Source organism: Veillonella nakazawae (assembly GCF_013393365.1).
Classification (GTDB): Bacteria; Bacillota; Negativicutes; order Veillonellales; family Veillonellaceae; genus Veillonella; species Veillonella nakazawae.
In genome coordinates, this window is record NZ_AP022321.1 from 109,869 (window position 1) to 130,667 (window position 20,799).

23 protein-coding genes and 1 pseudogene are annotated in these 20,799 nt (G+C 39.4%); 19 read left to right on the forward strand and 5 right to left on the reverse strand.

The window, feature by feature from the left end; translation table 11 throughout:
* Nucleotides 1-125 precede the first annotated feature (125 nt).
* Nucleotides 126-614 carry an ArsR/SmtB family transcription factor gene (locus VEIT17_RS00340; RefSeq protein WP_178884100.1) on the reverse strand — a complete coding sequence of 163 codons (489 nt, stop codon included), beginning with the start codon at nucleotides 612-614 and terminating at the stop codon, nucleotides 126-128.
* Nucleotides 615-1,004: 390 nt separating this feature from the next.
* Here VEIT17_RS00340 and VEIT17_RS00345 point away from each other — a divergent pair, with 390 nt between their 5' ends.
* The 15 genes from VEIT17_RS00345 to VEIT17_RS00415 all read left to right on the forward strand — a co-directional run bounded on the left by VEIT17_RS00345 (nucleotide 1,005) and on the right by VEIT17_RS00415 (nucleotide 14,342).
* Nucleotides 1,005-2,312, forward strand: a complete 1,308-nt coding sequence (locus VEIT17_RS00345; RefSeq protein WP_178884102.1) for an FAD-dependent oxidoreductase — start codon at nucleotides 1,005-1,007, stop codon at nucleotides 2,310-2,312.
* Nucleotides 2,309-2,587 (forward strand): ferredoxin family protein, encoded by a 279-nt coding sequence (locus VEIT17_RS00350; protein WP_024065077.1) that lies wholly within the window; start codon nucleotides 2,309-2,311, stop codon nucleotides 2,585-2,587. Before VEIT17_RS00345 ends, VEIT17_RS00350 begins: the two co-directional genes overlap by 4 nt.
* A 4-nt stretch (nucleotides 2,588-2,591) precedes the next feature.
* Entirely contained in the window at nucleotides 2,592-3,578 is a 987-nt protein-coding gene (locus tag VEIT17_RS00355) for an electron transfer flavoprotein subunit beta/FixA family protein (protein ID WP_178884104.1), read from the forward strand.
* Nucleotides 3,578-4,579: an electron transfer flavoprotein subunit alpha/FixB family protein gene (locus VEIT17_RS00360; RefSeq protein WP_178884106.1), complete on the forward strand. Its 1,002-nt coding sequence runs from the start codon at nucleotides 3,578-3,580 to the stop codon at nucleotides 4,577-4,579. The genes VEIT17_RS00355 and VEIT17_RS00360 overlap by 1 nt, the downstream gene beginning before the upstream one ends.
* Nucleotides 4,580-4,892: 313 nt before the next feature.
* Complete coding sequence (locus VEIT17_RS00365; RefSeq protein ID WP_178884108.1) at nucleotides 4,893-5,651, forward strand: SDR family NAD(P)-dependent oxidoreductase; 759 nt, start codon at nucleotides 4,893-4,895, stop codon at nucleotides 5,649-5,651.
* A 136-nt stretch (nucleotides 5,652-5,787) separates the two neighbouring features.
* A complete protein-coding gene (locus VEIT17_RS00370; RefSeq protein WP_178884110.1) occupies nucleotides 5,788-6,390 on the forward strand; it encodes a hypothetical protein in 603 nt (200 codons plus the stop codon).
* A 46-nt stretch (nucleotides 6,391-6,436) separates the two neighbouring features.
* Complete coding sequence (locus VEIT17_RS00375) at nucleotides 6,437-7,030, forward strand: hypothetical protein (protein WP_156719333.1); 594 nt, start codon at nucleotides 6,437-6,439, stop codon at nucleotides 7,028-7,030.
* 231 nt (nucleotides 7,031-7,261) lie between these two features.
* Nucleotides 7,262-8,212 carry an ABC transporter permease gene (locus tag VEIT17_RS00380; protein ID WP_178885971.1) on the forward strand — a complete coding sequence of 317 codons (951 nt, stop codon included), beginning with the start codon at nucleotides 7,262-7,264 and terminating at the stop codon, nucleotides 8,210-8,212.
* Nucleotides 8,205-9,014 (forward strand): ABC transporter permease, encoded by an 810-nt coding sequence (locus VEIT17_RS00385; protein ID WP_178884112.1) that lies wholly within the window; start codon nucleotides 8,205-8,207, stop codon nucleotides 9,012-9,014. Before VEIT17_RS00380 ends, VEIT17_RS00385 begins: the two co-directional genes overlap by 8 nt.
* Before the next feature lie 68 nt (nucleotides 9,015-9,082).
* Nucleotides 9,083-10,606, forward strand: a complete 1,524-nt coding sequence (locus tag VEIT17_RS00390; RefSeq protein WP_178884114.1) for an ABC transporter substrate-binding protein — start codon at nucleotides 9,083-9,085, stop codon at nucleotides 10,604-10,606.
* On the forward strand, nucleotides 10,599-11,366 hold the full coding sequence (locus VEIT17_RS00395) for an ABC transporter ATP-binding protein (protein WP_178884116.1): 768 nt from the start codon (nucleotides 10,599-10,601) through the stop codon (nucleotides 11,364-11,366). The genes VEIT17_RS00390 and VEIT17_RS00395 overlap by 8 nt, the downstream gene beginning before the upstream one ends.
* A 1-nt stretch (nucleotide 11,367) precedes the next feature.
* Nucleotides 11,368-12,108, forward strand: coding sequence for an ABC transporter ATP-binding protein (locus tag VEIT17_RS00400; protein ID WP_178884118.1), 741 nt, complete (start codon nucleotides 11,368-11,370; stop codon nucleotides 12,106-12,108).
* Between the two features lie 102 nt (nucleotides 12,109-12,210).
* Complete coding sequence (locus tag VEIT17_RS00405; RefSeq protein WP_178884120.1) at nucleotides 12,211-12,705, forward strand: GyrI-like domain-containing protein; 495 nt, start codon at nucleotides 12,211-12,213, stop codon at nucleotides 12,703-12,705.
* A gap of 146 nt (nucleotides 12,706-12,851) precedes the next feature.
* Complete coding sequence (rhuM, locus tag VEIT17_RS00410) at nucleotides 12,852-13,844, forward strand: virulence RhuM family protein (protein ID WP_005387399.1); 993 nt, start codon at nucleotides 12,852-12,854, stop codon at nucleotides 13,842-13,844.
* A gap of 24 nt (nucleotides 13,845-13,868) precedes the next feature.
* Entirely contained in the window at nucleotides 13,869-14,342 is a 474-nt protein-coding gene (locus tag VEIT17_RS00415) for an HXXEE domain-containing protein (RefSeq protein ID WP_178884122.1), read from the forward strand.
* 131 nt (nucleotides 14,343-14,473) lie between these two features.
* Here VEIT17_RS00415 and VEIT17_RS00420 read toward each other — a convergent pair whose 3' ends face one another.
* The 4 genes from VEIT17_RS00420 to VEIT17_RS00435 form a co-directional block, all read right to left on the reverse strand.
* On the reverse strand, nucleotides 14,474-14,821 hold the full coding sequence (locus tag VEIT17_RS00420; RefSeq protein ID WP_178884124.1) for a hypothetical protein: 348 nt from the start codon (nucleotides 14,819-14,821) through the stop codon (nucleotides 14,474-14,476).
* Between the two features lie 223 nt (nucleotides 14,822-15,044).
* Nucleotides 15,045-15,149, reverse strand: a complete 105-nt coding sequence (locus tag VEIT17_RS00425) for a type II toxin-antitoxin system mRNA interferase toxin, RelE/StbE family (RefSeq protein WP_425597283.1) — start codon at nucleotides 15,147-15,149, stop codon at nucleotides 15,045-15,047.
* Nucleotides 15,146-15,418, reverse strand: a complete 273-nt coding sequence (locus tag VEIT17_RS00430) for a type II toxin-antitoxin system RelB/DinJ family antitoxin (protein WP_038125280.1) — start codon at nucleotides 15,416-15,418, stop codon at nucleotides 15,146-15,148. Before VEIT17_RS00430 ends, VEIT17_RS00425 begins: the two co-directional genes overlap by 4 nt.
* Before the next feature lie 288 nt (nucleotides 15,419-15,706).
* Nucleotides 15,707-16,054 carry a hypothetical protein gene (locus VEIT17_RS00435; protein WP_178884127.1) on the reverse strand — a complete coding sequence of 116 codons (348 nt, stop codon included), beginning with the start codon at nucleotides 16,052-16,054 and terminating at the stop codon, nucleotides 15,707-15,709.
* A gap of 230 nt (nucleotides 16,055-16,284) precedes the next feature.
* Here VEIT17_RS00435 and VEIT17_RS00440 point away from each other — a divergent pair, with 230 nt between their 5' ends.
* The 4 genes and pseudogenes from VEIT17_RS00440 to VEIT17_RS00455 all read left to right on the forward strand — a co-directional run bounded on the left by VEIT17_RS00440 (nucleotide 16,285) and on the right by VEIT17_RS00455 (nucleotide 20,563).
* Nucleotides 16,285-16,917 (forward strand): hypothetical protein, encoded by a 633-nt coding sequence (locus VEIT17_RS00440; RefSeq protein ID WP_178884129.1) that lies wholly within the window; start codon nucleotides 16,285-16,287, stop codon nucleotides 16,915-16,917.
* Nucleotides 16,918-17,304: 387 nt separating this feature from the next.
* Nucleotides 17,305-17,712: a hypothetical protein gene (locus VEIT17_RS00445; RefSeq protein WP_009351901.1), complete on the forward strand. Its 408-nt coding sequence runs from the start codon at nucleotides 17,305-17,307 to the stop codon at nucleotides 17,710-17,712.
* A 354-nt stretch (nucleotides 17,713-18,066) separates the two neighbouring features.
* Nucleotides 18,067-19,188: pseudogene (locus VEIT17_RS00450) on the forward strand (IS1249 family transposase).
* A 166-nt stretch (nucleotides 19,189-19,354) separates the two neighbouring features.
* Nucleotides 19,355-20,563: a hypothetical protein gene (locus tag VEIT17_RS00455; RefSeq protein ID WP_024066164.1), complete on the forward strand. Its 1,209-nt coding sequence runs from the start codon at nucleotides 19,355-19,357 to the stop codon at nucleotides 20,561-20,563.
* Nucleotides 20,564-20,799: the final 236 nt, after the last annotated feature.

The following is a 20,799-nucleotide window of genomic DNA, read 5'->3' on the forward strand; positions in this document are numbered from 1 at the left end:
TAATATTGTTAGTAAAATTAATAAAATAATGATAGAATTATGATATAAAAATCAAAAAGAGCTATAATCACATGTATTATAGCTCTTTTTCTTTTATCCCTAAGTATAGTGAATAAGGGAGAATTTTATTTTCTGTTTTCATCATAATCGAATCCCTTAGTATTGATTTCGACAGCGAGTTGCTCGCCAGGCACAGAGGTTTCCTCTGTTGTAGGATACGAAGTGTCTTCTAAGTTAAGCGTTTTTAATAATTTATCGATATCATCCGATTGAATGGATACATCTTTATCATCCGATTGGATGGATACCTCTTTGTTATACCATTCGCCGAACTCACGAATTACTTTTTCGTTACGGCGGAAATAGGTATACTGATCAATCTTGCGAGACTCTACGAGTTCCGCATTTTCTAAGATGCTCATAAATGTAGAGATGGAAGATTGAGATACACCACAGCGCTTTTGAATACTCTTAACACTTACACTGTTAGGGAAATCGATAAGAGTTTTAGTGTGTACTTGCACACCAAATTCTTTCTCTGGTTGCTTTAGCCACAATATAATATCTAACCGATGTGGATTTGATAATGCTTTCAAGATTCTTAACGGGTCCATATGGCCTCCTCTGGTAATTCCAAAATAATGAGTGCCTAACCTTGACCGTGGTCTTGCATTATGCGGTCGTATTATACGCGTGTTGCTCCGTATAGGGTTTTTCCTACTTTTATCATACGCTACTTTGACTGTGAAAGCTAGATAAACTTATAAATTTCACGAATTGATGAATTTTGTTGCACCTGTTGGTAATGAATAGTATGCAATAGTATAAGTATATAATGAGTATATATACATCCTATAGAGCTATTTACAACATAATGTTAAAAAATATAGAATATATTCATTTTTCTGTGGTAATTTTTAGAGGTATTTTGGTTCTTAATAGAGAAATATATATACTATATGAACTTATGTAAGTCTAAGCTTTGATTTAAAGGAGCTGAGTATATGGCAATTGATCGCAATGAAACATTTGACGTTATCGTTGTTGGTGCAGGCCCAGCAGGCTCTGCGGCGGCGTTACGCCTCGCGGAGCAACGGGTAAAGGTTTTACTCATTGAACGCGGTACCGCACCAGGCGCTAAAAATATGATGGGTGGACGTATCTATACGCATTCTTTAGAACGGTTAGTACCGGACTTTAGAGACCGTGCCCCATTGGAACGTAAGGTAACAAAAGAACGCATTTCTATTGGCGCTGGCAATGAAATGACGACTATTGAATACAGCTACGAAGATGGACAACCTAACGAGGAATCCTACGTAGTATTACGCGCCAAATTCGATAAATGGCTTGCTGAAGAGGCTGAGAAAAAAGGGGCTCTTCTCGTATCCAATGTACAAGTAACAGATCTCATTACTGAAGGAGAAGGCAAAAAACAACGTGTTGTGGGTGTTCGGTGCCACGATGATGAAGTATATGCAAAACTCGTTATCATCGCAGAAGGCTCCAATACATTATTATTAGAAAAGTCTGGCCTCATAGCTCCTACTGATCCAAGTACAATGGCAGTAGGTGTAAAAGAGGTATACAAACTAAAGAAAGAAGATCTTGAAAATCGACTCATGCTGTCTGGTGATGACGGGATGGCATGGCTCACTTTAGGCGATATGACCTCTGGCTTATTAGGCGGTGGTTTTATTTACACAAATAAAGATAGCCTTTCTGTAGGTATGGTTGTAGGCCTTGAAGATATTGGCAAAGCCGATCGTTCTGTAGACGATATGCTGTCAGCTTTCACAAGCCATCCAAGAATTGCACCATTATTGAAAAATGGTCAATTGAAAGAGCATAGTGCTCATCTCGTACCAGAAGGCGGCTATAAATCTATGCCTGAGTTGGGCGGTAATGGGTATGTTATCGTCGGTGATGCGGCACGTATGTGTATGAATCTTGGCTATACTATTCGTGGTATGGACCTTGCCATCGAGTCCGGTATGTGTGCAGCAGATGCGGTTAACGTAGCCTTGCGCGACGAAAATATGGACCGTGTGGCTAAGTTGTATGAACGTCAAATCAAGGCTTCTTGGTTGCTGAAGGATTTGAAGCGTTACAAGAATATGCCTAAATTCCTTGCTACACATCCACGTATTTTCAATGAATACCCAGCATTTGTTAACAATTTGATGCGCGACGTATTCACTGTAAATGGTGATGGTGCAGTGCCAATGATGAAAAAAATTATGCGCCGTGTCGGAGACATTGGCTTATTTACCTTGATTCGTGATGTTTGGAAAGGGGTGCGTTCCCTATGAAATTAGAAGAGCGTTTGGGCGCCAATAAATATTATGTAGATGAAACGTCTCCTCATATCTTGGTGGATGGCGCTGGTTTTAGCCACGAAGAGAAAATGAAACTCGTAAACGGCTGTCCTGCCGGTCTATATACATTACAAGAGAATGGCGATTTAGCCTTTGATTTCGCTGGTTGCTTAGAGTGCGGTACATGCCGCGTTCTTTGTGGTGAAACAATAGTAAAAACATGGAAATATCCGCATAACGCTAAGGGCGTAGAATTTAGACAGGGGTGAGTGTATGGAGTTATTAGTATGTATCAAACAGGTTCCAGATACATCTGAGATTAAGCTGGATCCGGAAACAAATAATCTCATCCGCACAGGCTTGCCTAGCATTGTAAACCCTGACGATATGCATGCGTTAGAGGCGGCTCTTACGGTGAAAGACCAATATGAAGGTAGTCGTGTAACCGTTTTATCCATGGGCCCTCCACAGGCTGAAGAAGCGCTTCGCCAGTGTTTGTCCCTCGGCGCCGATGATGCGGTACTCGTTACAGACCGCGCGTTCGGTGGTGCTGATACATTGGCTACTAGCTATACCATTGCGTCTGCCATCCGTCATATTCAACGGACTATGAACCGTCAATTCCAAATTATCTTCTGCGGTAAGCAGGCTATCGATGGCGATACGGCACAAGTAGGCCCTCAAATTGCAGAGGAACTCGGTATGGCACAAGCTACCTATGCCTGTGAATTATCCGTTGATCAATCTGCCCGAAAAGCAGTTGTGAAACGACAACATGAAAATGGCTATGAAATCGTAGAGGTTCCGTTGCCATTGCTTGTAACAGCAACAGCTGAACTCAATGAACCACGCCAACCAGGTCTTTGGAGCTCTATTTATGCGAAACGTTATACCATTTCTCATATTACATTGCGCGATATGCCGAATATTGATGAAAGTCGTATCGGGCTTAACGGCTCTCCTACGCGGGTGCGCAAGGTATACCAACCACCTCTTCGTGGCAAGGTAGAAATGTTGCCATCCATCGAGGAAGGGGCTAAAAAGGTTCTTGAATTGGCTTATCATATTAAGCCTGAAAAATTTGCTCATTTATTGGTGTCAAATGATGCACCGGTTGAGGTAGTTGAGGATAATGATGAGGGCGTAGATGTAAAAGACCCAGTACAACGGGCTGCATCTGTGGAAAGCGTGTCCCCTAGTGAGTTTAAGGCGGTAGCAGCTGCTAAAGGTACTGAAGGTTCTAAAGGAGGTGACCGGTAATGGCCGTAACAAATTTTGATGAATATAGAGACGTCTTTGTTGTAGCCGATACCATCGATGACGTGGTACATCCGGTTACGTATGAACTGATCGGTCAAGCTCGCCGCATTGCTAAGGAATTGGGCCAGCTCGTTCAAGTTATGCTCCTTGGTGAAAATGTGCAAACCGAAGCAGAGGAACTGGTAGCACATGGTGCTGATATTGTTCACGTTTTTGAAAGCCCCCTTTTGAAATACTATACAACGGATGGCTATACTAAGGTATTAACAGATTTCTTTGAAGACCATAAGCCGAATATCCTCTTGATTGGTGCCACTAACAACGGCCGTGACTTGGCGCCTCGCATGTCTGGTCGTATGCAAAACGGCGTTGTTGCGGACTGTACGATCTTGACAGTAGATACGAATGAAGGCCTTGTTGAATGGACACGTCCTGCCTTGGGCGGCAATATTTTGGCGGAAATCATTTCTCCAAACCATCGTCCTCAAATGGGTTCTGTACGTCCTAACGTATTTAAAAAACCTGAACGCATCGCAGATAGTTGGGGTCGTATCCAAATTGAACAATTTGACCTCAAGCCTGAAGACATTCGCATGAAGCGTCTCGACTTCATTCCGTTCAGCAAAGATGGTTACAATATCCAAGAAGCAGATATCATTGTAGCTGGTGGCCGTGGTATGGGCTCCAAAGAAAACTTCGATAAACTTTACGAACTAGCTGACGCTATCGGTGGCGTTGTGGGGGCTACACGCCCACTCGTTGAAAAAGGATGGATTGAATTGCCATATCAAGTAGGTCAAACAGGTAAAACTGTAAGTCCTAAACTATACTTGGCATTTGGTATCTCCGGCGCTATCCAACACGTGAGCGGCATCTCCGGTGCTGACACAATCGTGGCTATTAACAACGATCCACAAGCAGAAATCTTCCAACACGCTAACTATGGCATCGTAGGGGATTGCATGGAAGTGTTAAATGATATGTTGGCGCATCTGAAATAAAAGCTAGCGTATTTGAGCTCTACTAATCAAATTAAATAAAACAATAGGGATACCTATCCTCAGCCTTCATGGGTACGCGTAGCGCCCAAGGCGGCTTCGAATAGGTATCCCTATTTGCTTTCTAACTGTAGTAGAGCTCAAATATTTTTGTCTTACATACAGATGCGCCAGCATATCATTCTAGAGAATAGCAGAAGGCTCCAATGTATACACTATTTTTATCGATTATAGGGGGTAGGGTAGCGTTTTTTTATTTTCATAATGGTATAATTAACTTATTAGAATAGAACGGATTGATGATGAGGAGGCTTTTATGGCTCGTAATATTTTTGTCACTGGTGCAACGTCTGGTATTGGTCTTTGTATTGCTGAGGCTTATGCAAAGCATGGAGATAATGTGTTGATTTCTGGTCGTCGTGCTGAGTTATTGGGCGAGGTACAGGCTCGTTTGTCTAAGGAATATGGCGTGCGTATTGAGACTTTAGTTCTTGATGTGCGTAGTCGCGAGGATGTTGAAAGCAAGGTTCCTGCTGCTATCGAGGCTTTTGGTGGCGTCGATGTGCTCGTTAATAATGCGGGTCTTGCACAAGGGCTTGATCCTTTCCAAGATAGTGCTGTTGATGATGCGGTGACTATGATTGATACCAATGTGAAAGGACTTTTATATGTAACAAAAGCAGTACTACCTTTTATGATTGATAAAAATGAAGGTCATATTGTAAATATGGGTTCTACTGCAGGCATTTATGCATATCCTAATGGCGCAGTGTACTGCGCTACAAAGGCAGCTGTTAAGACATTAAGCGATGGCATTCGCATGGATACCATAGCTACAGATATTAAGGTTACTACCATTCAACCAGGCATCGTAGAAACTCCATTCAGTGAAGTACGATTCCACGGTGATGCGGAACGAGCTAAATCTGTATATGCTGGCATTGAGGCTGTTCAACCAGAGGATGTGGCCGATGTTGTACTATATGTAACAAACCAACCTAAACGCTTGCAAATCTCTGATGTAACCATCATGGCGAACCAACAAGCGGCAGGCTTTATGGTACATAAGAAATAATAGGCTAAATACTAAGCTTGTTAAAATGATATAGGTTGTATTTATTACTTGAAATCCTATATCATTTAGGATATACTTATTAAGCATATTTTAATAAATATAATTTTACAAAATATATTTTGTGGGGTATATTATTATGACCTCGATACTAAAGAAATCTTTGTTGATGGCTTTAGCTTGCGTCTGTGTAGGTACTTATGGAGTTGTTGCGGCTCAAGGTACAACGGATTCACAAACTAGAGTTTCTGAACCCCTAGAAATGTCTGTTGAAGCAGCTGTTCCTGGCGTTGTTATGCCAAGTCCTGTACATGTGTTTACCACTGTAGAAGCAGCGTCTGAATATATTGGGTTTAGACCTCAAATGCCAAAGCTGTTGCCAGTAGGATTTAATATTCAATCTGTCATTACTATTGAGAAAGATATTTTGCAGGTTGTGTACGTGTATGAACCCGGTATAGATCCGTACGTAAATAAGGCCGGTGGTGCTCTTATTTTTTATCGTACATCTACTACATTAAAAGGTGATATCAGCGATGACCATAAAATTCATAAGGTGATAGAAACTGAAAGTGTAGATGGTACAAAGGTTACTTTCAAAGGTGGTAAGAAAATGGTTTATCTTGCATCGTGGATGAAAGATGGACAAAATCACTCTTTAGAATTTCAGCGTCCCGTTACACGAGATGTGGCGAAGGCTATTATCCGTAATATTGTTGAGGAAAAATCACATATAAAATAAATGTGTTTTTAATAATTTTTATGTTATGCGAAGGGAGATTATACCCATGGTCAAAAAATTTGTATTACTAGCAGTTGCGTGTGCTTGTGTAGGTTCTTACACTGTTGCTGGTGCACAAGGTACTTTAGATGTAAAACCAGATCCAGCTAAACCTGTAGTTGCAGAACAGGCAGCTCCAATGGTTGGTATGCCAAGCCCAATTCATGAATTTGCTACTATTGATGAAGCTGCTAAATACATGAATATTATGCCTCATCTACCTAAAGTATTACCTGTAGGCTATAATATTGAGTCTGTAAGCACAATCAATAAAGATGTTTTGCAAGTTGTGTATGTTTACCAAGCTGGTGAAGATACAACGCGGAACCAAGCGGCAGGCAAACGTATTGTGTATCGCGTAGGTACTACAAAAGGTGATATCAGTGGTAATCATAAGGATTATCGCGTTACAGCTACAGAAAAGGTAAACGGTACAAAGGTTACTTTCAAAGGTGGCGAAAAAATGGTATATCTCGCTGGTTGGACAAAAGATGGTCAAAACCATGCGATGTACTTTGAACGCCCTGTAAATCGCGACATGGCAAAAGCGATCATTGCTAACACTGTAGCACCTACAGCACATACAGCATATACAAAATAATATAACAGTCCAGCCTAGTGGGATAGGCATGCGAGCTGTGGTGAAGCACTCGCATGGACACAGTAAGGGTTATATAAGAAGCGGCTCCTCTCATGAGGGGCCGTTTTTGTTGCTATGCAAAACTTTCATAATGATAACGATTCTAAATACCCACATGGGTATATCTATCTAAGTATTACATTGATAGAATATAAATATAGCTATTTTGTGATAAAGAAGGCAGGTGATGTATTGTATCGATTAATACTACAGCGTTTGGCGAGTATTGTAGGTATTTTATTGGTAGTTACTATTGGTACATTTGTATTGATAAAATTATCTCCTATCGACCCCGTGTCGATGAAGTTTAATCTTGTAGGGGCTACACCTGATCCAGTATTGGTGGCACAACTGAGGGAGCAACTAGGTTTAAATGACCCTTGGTGGCAACAATATATGCGTTGGCTTAGTCAAATTGTGCAAGGAGACTTTGGTGAGTCTATACTTTATGCAGTGCCTGTGACCACGTTGTTGAAAGGGGCCCTACCAAATACATTGGGGCTCGTATCTTTAGCTCTTGTTATGGGGATAGTGGTGACCATACCGCTCGGTATGTTATCTGCAAAGTATCAAGACTCATGGATTGATCATGGAGTTCGTCTCGTTACATTCCTAGCATTAGCAATCCCTGGGTTCTGGGTCGGTTTATTATTACTGTACTTATTCGGTGTTAAATTACAGCTAGTGTCGGTAACGAATACCAATGGCTTTTCTGCCTATGTATTGCCCGCGGTAACCCTTGCTTTATGGATATGTGGTCTCTATATTCGTCGGTTGCGCAATGCTATTTTAGAAGTGTCGCGACAGCCCTTTGTACAGGGGGCGCGAGCATTAGGCTTGCCAGAATGGATGGTCTACACCCGTTACATATTCCCTCATGTGGGACTTATGTTGTTGCCTATGATGGGGGTAACTATGGGTGCTATGCTAGGTGGCTCTGCCGTTATTGAAACGGTATTCTCCATAAAAGGTATTGGTTACATGATGGTACAAGGCATTATGGCTCGCGATTATATTTTGATGCAAGGTTATATCATCTGGATTACCTTGGTGTTCATCGTAATTAATATCATCATTGATGTATTGAGTGTTTGGCTGAATCCGAAACGAAGAGCCGCTATAAAAGGAGGTTCTTATGAGTAGACAAAAGCCCTATACTTTATACGTTATGTTGGTATTAGCAGCTCTATGGATCGCATTTTTCTTATGCGCTCCCTATATAGCACCATTTGATCCTGAAACGACGAATATCGCGGACCGCTTACAAGATATTAGTAGTACCCATCTATTAGGTACTGACCAACTCGGTCGTGATGTGTGGTCTCGCATCCTTTATGGCGGTAAAGCATCATTAGGAATTGCTTTCACCATCATTGGCATTAGTGGGGCCATCGGTATCGCTATTGGTGGGTTAGCAGGATTCTCTACACCTAGCATTGACCGTTGGTTATCTCGCTTGATTGATTTGGTACTAGGGTTTCCGAACATGGTGATTGCCATTGCTTTCATCGGTATTATGGGACCTAGCATAACGAATGTAATCATTTCCTTGTGCATTACGAAATGGGCGGAATATGCCCGTATCACGAGAGGCCTCGTACAGATTGAACGCCACGCGGAGTATATTACCTTTGCTCGTATGTCAGGTGCTTCAAATCTACGAATTCTGTGGCGCTATATTCTGCCGAATGTATTGCCACCGTTGGTGATTGTTATTATTCAACATCTAGGTGATGCCATCATTTTGGTAGCCAGTTTCTCGCTCATAGGCATCGGTGTGCAACCGCCGGATCCGGAGTGGGGCGCTATCTTGTTGAGCTCCCGAGATTTTCTACAAACGGCGCCGTGGCTGCTAATTTACCCGGGGCTCGCTATTTTTATTACTGTTGTTTTATTTAACTATATTGGTGATGCGTTGCGCGATGCCCTCGATGTATCTCGCTAACCGCGCTGTGTATAGATGTTTATGTTGAAAGCCTCTTTCACAGAGGCGATGTTCAAAAAGGAGAAGTTATGAAACGTTGGTTATTAGCATGTCTAACTATGCTGTGCATGGTAGCTCTCTTGGTAGGTTGCGGAAGTGATACCGCTAAACAAGGCAAACAAGGGAAGCATATGAATGTTGGTTTGTATTGGTTTGGTGAAACATTAGACCCAACTCACGAGTGGGATGCGTGGACATTGACGCGTATCGGCGCTGGTGAAACATTGGCAACGGTAACACCAGATATGAAATTTGCCCCTCAATTAGCAGACTCTTGGGAAAATGTGGATCCTACAACTTGGAAATTCCACATCCGTGAAAATGTAAAATTCCATAATGGTACGCCTATGACTCCACAAAAGGTTAAAGAGTCTATCGAGTACACTATGAAACAAAGTGCTCGTTCTGCAAAAGCTGTTAAGATTGAATCTATCGCAGTAGATGGTCAAAACTTGATTATTAAAACAACAGAACCTAATGGTTCCTTGTTATCTAGCTTGACTGAACCAGCTTTCGTTATCATGGACACTGCAGATCTTAAAGATATAGCATCTAAACCAGTTCTTACAGGTCCTTACAAAATCACTTCTTTCAAAAAAGGTGAAACAATTGAACTTGCGGCCTTCGCAGATTACTGGGGCGGCAAACCAGGTCTTGACTCTGTAACTGTAAAAGACATCGAAGACAATAACAAACGCGCTATGGCGTTGCAATCTAAAGACGTAGACGTAATTCAAAAAGTGGACTCTGCTAACCGCAGCTTGTTCAAAGACGGTTTCAATATTCAAGACGTTGCTGGCGTTCGTGTGTTTATGTTGAAAGCAAACAACACAGAAGCATCTCCATTACATGATAAAGCTGTGCGTTCCGCTATTGCTCATATTATTAACTATGATTCCATGGCTAAAATCATTGGCAATGGCTCTACACCAGGGGCGGCACCATTCCCGCCATCTGCCAACTTAGGCTATGATGCGATTGCTAATAAACCGATGACAGATGTAGCAAAAGCTGACCAAATCTTGACTCAAGCTGGTTACGCTAAGAATGCAAACGGCATGTATGCAAAAGATGGCAAAGAATTAGCGATTACTATTGCTATTTGGGGTAAAGACACAAGCTTATACGAAGAAATTCAACAAGAATTAAAAAAAGCTGGTATTGCTGTAACTCTTAAGAAATTACAAAGCCCTGATGAAGTAGATACACTTGGTACAGATGGTTTCGATTTAGTAGAACGCAATGTAGTGACTATGTCTACAAACGATCCTTACTGGTTCCTCAGCTTATTCTACAAAACTGGTGCGAAATCAAACATTGGTGGCTACTCTAACCCTCAAGTAGATGCGTTAATCGACCAATTGTCCGTAACATTTGATCAAAACGAACGCTCTAATATTGCAAAACAAGCGCAACAAATCTTAGTTGATGACGTAGCAGATATCTATTTGTTGTATCCAAGTGCAACGGTTGTATCTACTACAAAAGTTAAAAATGTACCAGTACATCCAATCGATTACTACTTATTAACAAAGGATTCTACTATTGAATAAATCTGATTGTATCGTATTTGATAAGGTTACAATTTCATATGGTGCGGAAGAGGCGGTGCGTAATGTATCCTTCTCCGTGCCCACTGGTGAGGTCTTTGCCATCGTTGGTGAAAGTGGCTCTGGTAAATCTACATTAGTTCGTGCCGCTTTTGGCATGTTGAAACAAGCTACCATTAGCGGCCAAATTTTGCTAAACGGAACCGATGTTTCTACATTGAGTGATGGTGATTGGCGACAATTGCGGGGCACGAAGATTTCTATGATCTTTCAAAATCCCAGCGCCTATCTAAATCCAAATCGCACCGTAGAAAATCACTTTAAGGATTTGTTCTGTGCTCATGGTGAAAGCTATGATGTAAGCCGCGTTATAGATATGCTTAATCTTGTTCACTTAACTGACGGAGAGCGTATCTTGCAGTCCTATCCGTTTCAGTTGAGCGGTGGTATGCAACAGCGGTTAGCAATAGCTTTAAGCCTCATCTTGAAGCCTAGCATCGTATTTGCTGACGAACCGACTAGTGCTCTGGATATGCTCGTGCAAGCCTCTGTGCTAGACCTTTTAAAAGAGGTAACACAAGCCCTTGGTGCAACGGTGATTATTGTAACCCATAATATCAAGGCGGCGGCGCGCATTGCCAATAGGATTGGGGTTATGAATAAGGGGCAACTCGTTGAAGTAGGCTCTACCGAAGAGGTCATGGCCCATCCAAAAGATGAGTATACTCGTATTTTGTTAGATTCCGTAATGAAAGTGGTGTAGTATGATTCAAGTTGAGCATTTATGTAAACAATATACGAACCTCAATCATACGGTCCACGCCGTTGATAACGTATCCTTTTCCGTGGCTCCCAATGAACGTGTAGGTATTGCTGGTGGTAGTGGTTCCGGTAAAAGTACATTGCTTAGGATGATTGCTATGCTAGAAAAACCTACATCTGGCATCTTGCGACTCTTTGGTGAGGAAATCCATTCCATTCAAAATCACACAGAAATATATCGCTCTATGCAGATGATGTTCCAAAATCCCTTGGCGGTAATTCCACCGAGGATGAACTTAGAAGCATTTCTCTTAGAGCCGTATATCAACTATGGGCTTATGGATGTGGCGTCAGCAAAGGACGATATCCGTAAATGGATGCAACGAGTAGACTTGCCAGAAAATACGGTGTATAAATACCCTCACGAAGTCAGCGGTGGTCAGCTGCAACGGTTGGTACTGGCAAGGATTATGTTGATGCATCCAAAACTAGTACTCTTTGATGAACCTACATCAGCCCTTGATGCGGTGAACCAAAAATTAGTGTTAGACCTATTACAAAAACTCCATTCGGAACAACCCTTCGGCTATGTGTTTGTCAGCCATGACATCGGACTATTACAAGCTGTAACAGACCGAATCATCGTTATGAAAGATGGGCAAATCGTAGAAACCATCGAATCAAAACGACTTAAAGAAGCGGTACACCTATATACAAAAGCACTTGTGGAAGCGAGTGTGTGAAAAGAGCCCCTATGCTTTGGCATAGGGGCTCTTAATTATCTTTCATAATCCTCCCTTACGATAAAAGAAATCATATATTTTTTTCAGAAAGAGGGGTTAACTATGACAGCAGTAAAGCATGAATGGCGCAAGCACGAAAAGGAATTGTATTGTCCAAAGCAGCAGGCGGTGCAGGTTACGGTGCCGAGCATGAAGTTCCTTGTGCTGGAGGCGCTTTGGAAGCAGATCGAGCATACGGAGCAGTTTGATAAGAATAATCTGCAATATCGGGTGATGATCAGACAACCTGATTTTGTGACTCCTGATGTGTTGGAGGGCGCCATTATTAATGTGTCCAAGAAAAAATCGTTGCCTCGATTTAAGGACGTGCGGCTCGAATCGATAGAGGATGGAGATTGCGTGCAGATATTGCATGTCGGGCCTTATGATAATGAACCGGAATCGTTTGTGAAAGTGGATGAATTCTGCTCTGCTCATAATTTGCAACGTGCTAACGACGAGTGGCATCGGGAAATCTACTTGTCTGATGCGCGAAAGGTGGAGCCCGCTAAATTGAAAACTGTACTGCGTGTGCAAGTTAAATCAATGCAGTTTTAAAAATTTAATAGTGGATAAATTCTTGAGCCTTCTGTGTTACAATGATAGTAATATAGAAGGCTTCTTTTAATTTAACATATACTAATTTTAAGATTTGATATACATATATTGAATTACTATGGGCGTAATGGTAGAAAGGCTTTCAGATGAATAATATAATTATTTATAATACTGAAGATGGAAAAGCTAAAATAAATCTTATACTTGATGATGGTTCTGTTTGGTTAAGTCAAAGTGAAATAGCAGAATTATTTCAAACGACAAAACAAAATATTAGCAAGCATATTAAATCTATATTTCAAGATTTGGAATTGTCTGAAGAAGAAACTGTCAACTATAAGTTGACAGTTCAAAATGAAGGTACTCGGACAGTTGAAAGAAAGTTAGCTTATTATAATCTAGATATGATTTTAGCCATAGGATATCGTGTTCGATCGCCGCGAGGAATTCAATTCAGAAAATATGCATCAACCGTATTAAAGGATTATTTGATAAAGGGGTTTGCTATTGATGATGAGCGACTGAAAGAATTAGGTGGTGGCAGCTATTTTAAAGAGTTATTAGATCGGATTCGAGATATTCGCTCTAGTGAAAAGGTTTTTTATCGTCAAGTGCTGGACTTATTTTCTACTGCTGTTGATTATAATCCGATATCCGTAGAAGCAAAATCATTTTTTGCTACAGTACAAAATAAGATGCATTTTGCTGTTCATCATAATACGGCTAGTGAAGTTATTTATAAACGTGTAGATAGCAAAAAAGAGTTTATGGGATTGACTACTTTCAAAGGAGAATTACCTACATTGAAAGAGGCTCAAATTGCTAAAAATTATCTTACAGAAAAAGAATTACAAGGGCTCAATCAATTAGTTTCAGGATACTTGGATTTTGCGGAAAGACAGGCCCAGCGTGAAGTCCCTATGACAATGGCTGATTGGATAAAGCATATAGATGCGATTTTGTCAGCTACAGGCGAAGCTGTATTACAAGATAAGGGACATATATCTCATCAACAAATGCAAGCGAAAGTCCTTTCTGAATATCAAAAATACCAGAATCAAACTATTAGTCCTGTTGAACGAGATTATTTACGGGAAATAAGAGTTCTTGATACATATGTAAAAAAAGGTGGTAAATAGTTTTACTTGTGAACGAGGTATCTTATGGATCTGAATGGTTTTTTCTTATTATTCCCGAGCATTTTTATATTGCACGAACTTGAAGAGATTCTTCTATTTCCACGATTCATGCGAAGGAATCCTAAACTGCAACAACAATTTTTAGCAGCCACTTTTACACCCTTCAGATTTAATGCCATCGTCTGTCAGGAATTCATACTCTTGTTGATTGTGCTGGGCTTGAGTATGTATTTTGAAAGCTTCGACATTTACATCACTGTCATCATAGCGTATATATACCATGTGATTGGGCATGTAATTCAAAGTATTTTTCTGCAACAGTATATACCGGGCATTTTTAGCGGTATTGTCACGGCTGGATATTGCACATATCAGATATATGATGTGGTATCGGCGAACTGTATGCTATTAGGCTATTCGTTCGTAACACTGTTGATTATTTTCGTTAATATCGCTGTGAGCTTTAAAATGCTTCAACGGATACAAAAGAATGTCTGAGTAGACTGTGGAAGTAAAGCTTTCACAAATATATTGTTCCGTAAAACGGCTTCTCCATGAGAGGCCGTTTTTGTATATAAAAAAGTGGTTATCAACCTTGAGTTGATAACCACTTAATGGAGTATAGTAAGCTACATGATTTCCGCTTTCAAATCGATAATATTTTTTGCGGCTACGCAGGCCTGGCAGTCACAGAATTCTGCGCCTTCAGCTTTGATGTCTTTAGCGTGTTGTAATAGTTTAGCTGCGCCTTCTTCGCCAAGGCTTTGTATAGTACGTTCAGAGCGTGCATAGTCGATTACTTCGTCGATAAGTGCAATGTTTTGTTCTGCTACGGATACGAGCTGTTTTGTAAGCTCTACTTGTTTTTCTGTGCCCTCTGCATCGAACCAAGATTGAGCGAATTCTTTTACAGTTGGAGTGCTTTTTGGCGCATCTAATAAAGCTTGTACGAGTTGTGATAATTGTGTATGTGTCATGTCTCCTTGATATAACTAGTAAATATTAGTTTGAAAAGATGCACTTACTATCATATGAGCACATGTTCATTTTTATAAGTTCATTATAGCACTTACAATAATTTTGAATAGTAGAATTATTTGCGATAGATACTATCAAATGTGATAGATTTATGATGATAACTGGTATAAATTTTTTGGGGAATAGAAAAGAGGAATGCTTTCACATTCCTCTTAAGCTTAGTTAGAATAAATCTGAGTGGCTACCCGTGCGAGTTAAAGATAATACTAATATGTCATCTTTAATTGCATAAATTAGAAGCCAATCTGGCTCGATATGTAATTCTATAAATCCTCAATCATTTCTTTTACATTAGCATATGATTTTGCTTTTATTTTTCCTGCTAATATATCTTTCGTTTCTTGAATAGCAGCTTCTGTTTCTGCATTATAACGAGGTTGTTTAGGTTGAAATGGGAATCCGCCTTCCATTAGTGATGTGTGGAGAAAAATATTAATCGCATCAGTTACGGAAATGCCAAAGCTAGCATATAGTGCTTCTAATTGTGCTTTTACAGCTGGCTCGATACGCAAACTGATAGAGGCCGTTTTAGCCATAGTATCACCTCCTATTACTTATATTGTAATGCAAATGCTTTATATTCGCAATCATTTTACTGCGAATTGCATGCATGATGCTTATCTTTTCCTGGACGAAAAATACTTATGAATATAAGAATATTAGCTTTTTAGGTGATATAATTAATTTACTATATGTTGTTTATGGGCTTTGCATCTATTGGTTCTATATAAGTTTTTATATTGATATCAAGAAACAACGTAAAACTTTTAGCAAGCGATATATAAAAAATGGCTCCTTATAAGGGAGCCATTTTCTATATATTCTTATGCAATTTCCGCTTTCAAATCAATAATATTTTTAGCAGCTACACAGCCAGGGCAGTCGCAGAATTCTGCGCCTTCTGCTTTAATGTCTTTAGCATGTTGTAATAGGTTAGCTGCGCCTTCTTCGCCAAGGATTTGTATAGCAAGTTCAGACCCTGCAAAGCCGATTGTTTCATCGATAAGTGCAATGTTTTGTTCTGCTACGGATACGAGTTGTTTTGTAAGTTCTTCTTGTTTAGGTGTACCTTCTGCATTAATCCAAGATTGAGCGAATTCCTTTACTGTTTCATTGCTTGTAGGTGCATCTAATAAAGCTTGTACGAGTTGTGTTAATTGTGTATGTGTCATGATAATCTCCTTAATATAACTAGTAAATATGAGTTTCGAAAGATGCACTTACTATCATAGGAACACCTGTTCATTTTTATAAGTTCATTATAGCACTTACAATAATTTTGAATAGTAGAATGATTTGCGATAGATACTATCAAATAGGATAGATTTATGATGATAGCTGTTTCAAATTTTAATGATATAATTTAGTTAATAAATGTAGTTTGTTTGCAGGGGATTGTATCATGAAAAAGGTTGTATGTGCGTTAGCTACGCTAGCTTTTATAAGTTCCATTAATGTTGTGTTCGCAGATGATTTGATGAGATTCCGTCTTAATGGTAATTCTATTTATGATCAGCCCTATGGTGACAGAAATGAGTTTCCATGTCCTGACAGACTCGGTAGTTGTACTATGACGGATAGCGATTATAGAAGCACTCGTAAAGGTCAATCTCTAGAGGTGTTTGATACCCTATATGAGGCTAAGCAACATTTGAACTTTAAACCGCAGTTGCCAAGTGGTTTAGAGGGATTACGTTCCGTACATTTATCCATTGTGGATCACGATGTATTACAAGTTGTGTATGCCTATCATGAGCTTTTAAAAGGAACATATTTTGACCGTGTAGATGATATGCCAAAGTATATTAAGTATCGCGTATCGACTCTATCTGGTAATATCGCAGGTGATTATAAGGATTACTTACCTCAGAAAACAGAGGTTGTAAATGATATAATTGTTACCTATCGAATGGTGGATGATTTTGTCTATCTAGCCTCTTGGGAACATGGGGGGCAGAACCATGTGTTTTTATTTAATGAGCCAGTTTCTGTTGAGCGGGCTAGAGAAATGATTAACAGTGTAGGTACTAATTGAGTTTATTACTGTACTATCTTTTTAAGCTTGATTAGCTTATAATATACATATAAAGAGAGCCCATTAACGTGATTAGGGCGTTAGGCTCATCTAAAACTGAACAAAATTATGATGACGCCTAACGTGTTAGAGGACTGCACTCCTCTATACGTTAGGCGTTTATCGTTGTACTACTTAACTAGTGCAATGATAGTGACTACTGATAACAGAACTATGATAATTACATAGGTAACTTCATGATTTGTCATAGTATCACCTCCTCGCGGAGATGAACCTAACTCACGTCAACGGACTCTCTTCGTAATAAGTATAGCAAAATACTTTTTACACAAATAGCGATATACAGTCCTCTTTGTTGTGGTTGATATTAAAAATAATGGAGCTTTTATGAACGCAGATAATTACAAGATTTCAACGTTGCCATATATAGAAAATGCTAGCAATGAGATAATGGAAAAGTACAATATAAAAGCACAATATGAAACGGAACCACCTCATGGAGATGCTATATATTCTATTTCTATAAAGGGGAAAGTATTACCGTTTTGGATTTATGGTAGGGACGTTACTTTCATAGGTAATAGTATGGTTATGGTCGAGTCTGTAAGATGCAAAACCTGGGATCCCATTGAAACCATTATTATTGATTTAGAGAATGAAGTGTATGCTAGTTTAAAGGAATGGTATACAGATATTTCATTTGTTAATAATCGAATAGAGTTTTCCAATCAAGTGGTAAAAATGGATAAACGAATTTTAAATAATTTTGAGAATTTAGAGTGGATAAGCTTTTAAGAGTGATTGCGTAGAGGATTTATTGACTACACTATAGTGAAGTGTTATTCTATATATGACAAGGGATGTCAATATGTGACATAGTCTCATATGAACGAAAAAATAGCAGGGTGGCAGCCCTGCTATTTTTATTGTGCTAGTTACTAACGAGAATGGGGTTATAGGACAAAACGTGTTGGTTTTATAGGCGATGGAGCCAGTAAATTACTGGCTCCATCGCTATTTTAAGTTCTTTTGATAAACTTAGAGGGTGGACAAAATGTGTTGGTAAAAAGTCCCAAAATCCTTGATTTTACTGGCTTCAATAAGGTTATATCTTCTTAGAAAATCGTGTTCTAAGTGGAGGGAATAATCATGCTGGTAAGATGTATAAATTGTGGATTTTCTTGTCAAAAATATGGGAAAACTAAAGCTGGATCACAACGATGGCATTGTAAGCAGTGTAACATCACCTTTACACAAACTATTGATAATACTACTAAATGTTTTCATCGATTTCTAAATTGGTTATTTAGTAAAGAAACATAACAGGACATGCCTGGGCAGGGCCGTACATTTCGTAGACAGATAGCTGATTTCTGGCAAATATGGCCTATGCCGCCCAAAATTGAAACCTCGAGAGATGTGGTATTCGTTGATGGTATTTACTTAGCTAAAAAAGCTTGTATTTTGATCTGTTATGATGGTGAATATGTATTAGGGTGGTATTTATGTAGGTCAGAACAGTCTCGCTCATGGCAAGCTCTTATGCAGCGAATAGCGACCCCCATTGTGGTCGTTTCTGATGGTGGACCTGGTCTTAGAAAAGCATTAAAAAAAGTTTGGCGTACCGCCAAGCTTCAACGTTGTATTGTTCATGCCGTATGGCAAGTACATCGTTACACTACTAGGCGGCCTAAGACATTAGCAGGCATTATGTTAAAAGATTTAGCAAGCGATTTATATAACGTAAAAACACAGGAAGATGCAAAAATATGGATTCAACGATTATTTAATTGGAGGGTGACTTTTAAAGAGTTTCTAAATGAAATGACACGTGATAGTAATGATAATTTAAGAGCTACGCATGAACGATTACTAAAAGCCTATAACTCTCTAGTGGTATTAATTAATACAGAGACAATGTTTCGATATTTAGATGAAACATTGGTGTTGGATAAAGAATGTCCGAGGACTAATAACCCTATTGAAGGCGGAGTAAACGCACAACTCAGACGTTTATTGCGTTACCATCGAGGAATGTCTGTAGAAAAACGTATAAAAGCGGTCTTTTGGTGGTGTTATTTACACTCACCAAGACCGCTTTCTGCAAAAGAAATACTTAAGGTAATGCCAACTGATGCAAGTATTTCTACAATATATAGTTCTATGAATGAAAGAGCCCAACTTCAAGGCATAATTCCAACTTGGGGGGATGCCATTTCTTGGGGTGATTTGCATAACTATGACAAATTATCTTTCAATGATTGGGATTAAAGTACCAACACGTTTTGTCCTATAACCCTTTTATCGTCTAGTTGCCAACCCATTTTCAGATGAGATATTAATAGGTCGAGGTATTACCTCTAGAATTAATATATTCCCTCGTGCTATATTACATATGAGTAGTATTTTTACGTTCATATGTATAAGGAGATACTATATGTTTAACTTTTATAGTGAGTTATTATTACGTTTACAGAAACAATTTGTATCCGAACATGAATCTGATTTCAAATCTATTGAGGATTTGTTAGAAGCATTTATGACTCAATATAATCGTGGTGATTTTAATAATACGATAGAAATGAAATTACGTGATTTATATGAGGCTGCAGAAGAGGCTGATACGAATGAGAAATCAAGGAAGTTATACAATGAAATCCTTGCATTATGTCCTGATGAAGTAGATGCTAAACGAGAACTCATAGCCCTTGAGTTACATCCAAGCTTTCAAATTTATCAGTTGAAGCAGCTAGTAGAATCGTTGAAAAAACCAAAGAAAATAGATTGGAATATAATAGAGACGCGTCCTTATATGCGTTGCCTCATCGACATGGGGATGATATATTTAGAATATAATATGTATAATGATGCGATTGCCTGCTTTACGCCAGTTTTTCACGGAGACAAGCAAGATCATTCAGGATTTCTTGTGTATATGATGGTTGCTTGTTGTGGCGCTGCCAACTGGGATCGCGGCCGCAAGGTATATCAGCGATATCTTGCATGTTGCGATGATATACAAAATGCATTTAATCAGGCTCCGGATATCATGTTGCCTATGCATATGCTGTATATTCTATTGGCTTTGGAGTGTGGTGAAAGCAAGATAGCCCATGATGTATTAGCAGATCTTGTTGATGAATATGAAGATATTGATTGGTTATTACAAGATGCAACGCGCTGGAACGATTTTGTAGAAGATCATTTAGAGGCTATTATGTATATGGTAGACCAAGTGAGCAACATAGATTCTGACCCACGAGAATTAATAAGCTTATATACTGCTATCTCATTTTTACCAACTCAATTAGTGGATTTTGAAAGTCCATTATGGCAGACTCTATATGATGCGTATGAACGTGTTACCGGTCGAACTGTTATAAATCGGTACTCTAATGATAGTTATATGGGAAAACGCGAGTCCGCTCATATGAGCCCCGTAGAGGTTGCTAAAGGTGGGGCTTTGCGAGGAAATCCGGTATATGACAATATACGGTTCGGTGCACAAATTACACTTTCACAAGCCGGCCTATACACAGTAGATGATTTTAAAACAATTACTAAACAAGAAGTATTGATGCTACCAGGCATTGGTAAAAAAACAGTGGAACAACTAGAGCATAATGGTGTTATATTTAAAGCCTAAGATGTGACTTGAATTTAATAGCGATCCTAGGATAACGAAGGGCTATTTATCTTTTTCATAATTAATATAATCCCTTTGATGAGTATCTTGGTACTGATCAAGGGGATTTTAAATTACTACAGGGTTGTACTAATTTTTGTCCTATAACCCCATTATTACGCTAATGTTAGAGCGTTGGGCTAGTTGCTAAATAAAAGAGCTAGAAAAGCGTCTAACCACTTGCAAATGTAGTAGGC